This is a genomic window from Oceanispirochaeta sp. M1 (assembly GCF_003346715.1).
Classification (GTDB): Bacteria; Spirochaetota; Spirochaetia; order DSM-2461; family DSM-2461; genus Oceanispirochaeta.
In genome coordinates, this window is the sequence record NZ_QQPQ01000109.1 from 1 (window position 1) to 2092 (window position 2092).

At 42.3% G+C, this 2092-nt stretch carries 2 protein-coding genes; both read right to left on the bottom strand.

The window, feature by feature from the left end:
* Window positions 1-593: ExeA family protein (locus DV872_RS25955; RefSeq protein WP_114632881.1), on the bottom strand; the 593-nt coding region annotated here is incomplete at its 3' end.
* Window positions 593-1969 carry a Mu transposase C-terminal domain-containing protein gene (locus DV872_RS25960; protein WP_114632882.1) on the bottom strand — a complete coding sequence of 459 codons (1377 nt, stop codon included), beginning with the start codon at window positions 1967-1969 and terminating at the stop codon, window positions 593-595. The genes DV872_RS25960 and DV872_RS25955, both read right to left, overlap by 1 nt.
* Window positions 1970-2092: the final 123 nt, after the last annotated feature.

Here is a 2092-nt window from a genome sequence, read left to right on the forward strand (position 1 = left end):
ATGTACCCACAGGTTTCTTCTAGGTTCATGCCCATCAGATGTACACTTAGTTTAATACGTTGTCTTAGTGATTCAAAATGACTGAAGCTGATTGTCTGCCTGAGTTCCGGCTGACCCACCAGAATAAAACAGATCCGGCTTATTGAATCCTGATCAAAATTAACCATAGCCTTTATCGCCAGAAGCGCTTCATCAGACATATCTTGGGCATCATCAATAATGACTACCGGCTTTTTTGTGGCCTCAATCACGGTTTTGAAATACAGAGTCTTCACTTTGATAAGGGAACGGGGGGCTTCAATTTTCATCTCTTGTAGAATGAATTTATAGAGTTCAGCCTGGGTCATATTATTTCCTCTCAAATAGATAGGTGTAAATTTATTCTGATCCAGACCGCTGGCAAATGTTCGTAGTGTTACGGACTTTCCGCTTCCGACAGGCCCGGTGAGAAGGATGATATCTTCATCCGCCAGACCGAGCTTAATCATTGCTGTTGTATTTTTTATCTGTTCTGTTGCGAATATATCTTCTACAGGGATATCTTTACCAAAGGGCATCTTTGACAATCCGTAAAAATCCAGTACGTTTTTCATTATTTTTCTCCTGTTAATTCTGCATATGCAGGTATCGATCCTGTTTTTTGAGCTTTCAAGTGCTGTTCCCTAAGCTTTTGGAAATAAAGGGCACTCGCCTCAGAAACCTGTTTTTCAGACTTCGAACTTTCTTCTGGTATCTTTTCCGCTCTGACACAGTTTAATTTTGCCGGTTGAAGTGTTTCCGTACATTTGTGATCCTCAAACAGGAAAACTTTTTTCAGATCAAAGGGATCATAGCGAACCTCGACAACACTCCCATGAGCTACAGATTTTACGGCATATTCATTTCTGTTAAGTTTTATCCGTCCATACTTGGTAATTGTTCGGGTTTCACGGATGAGAAAGAGATTGTAAAACCACTGCAGATCTTCGATCCTTGCATGAGATTCCGGTAGTCCATCGCTAAACCTCCTGGTGGGTGCCTCTCCGGTGGATGTGTGTAGCCGGATGTTGTAATCCATCTCAATCCAGGCTTGAAGAGCGGAGTTGAGTTCAACTAAGGTAGAAAAACCCGCCTTTTGGGCCTCTTCCTGAAAATCATGTTTAATAGTTTTCATTACCGCCTCAACTTTACCCTTGCAAAATGCTTGATAAGGCTTATGGTGTATCTTTTTGACATTCAGATCCCGAAGGACAGCCGCAAATTGACGGGAAATGTAGACACTACCATTGTCGAGGTAGCATTTCTCTGGTATCCCCCAGCGTAGTATCATGTCTTTAAATGAATCCTCCATACGAGGGAGCTTTTCATCAAAGTAATACTTTGCCGACAAGATTTTCCGCGAATAATCATCAACCCAGCCGAAAAGGTAGGTCTTGCGAGTCTCGCCATCCGGACATTTCAGCCAGATGCCATCACGAGCATCTCCCTGGACAAGCTTCATGGAATGGGATGCCTGAAATTGATGATACCGTTCTCGTCCATTTTCCTTTAACATCCTGTATCGTTGCCTTTGAGAGAGATTGTTCTCCATTAAAAAGCGGTATATTGTTCGATCCGAAATTTTTGCGATCAGAGGCGCCAGTTCTTCTTCCTGAGAAATAAGTCGCCTTAAACGAGGTACTGTTCTTGTGGGAAGCTCCTCCAGTAGTGACATTATCTTGCTTCGTAACAACTCTTCTTTCAAACGGGGTGACTTCTTCTTTTTACGATAGAATAATAAAGCCTGTGCCCCGCCATCTTTGTATCTCTTGAGATAACTGCGAACAGTCCTATCACTGATTTCATAAAATCGACAAAAATCCTGGCGGATCTCCTTCTTCGTTAATTCATCTATCCCGTCATCGATAAGAGTTTCCACGAGAGCTAGCCGCTTTTGATACGCTTCATATTTTTCTTCCGATATTTCCTGCCAATCAAGACCATTATCCACTGTTTATCCTCCTGTTGGTGCAGTCTCCTAACTTGTATCAAGTCCAAAAGGAAAATCGGAGGCATAAACCGATGTTTTCTCATCTCCATTTTGAGGCCAGTTCATACCGATGAAATAATGAAG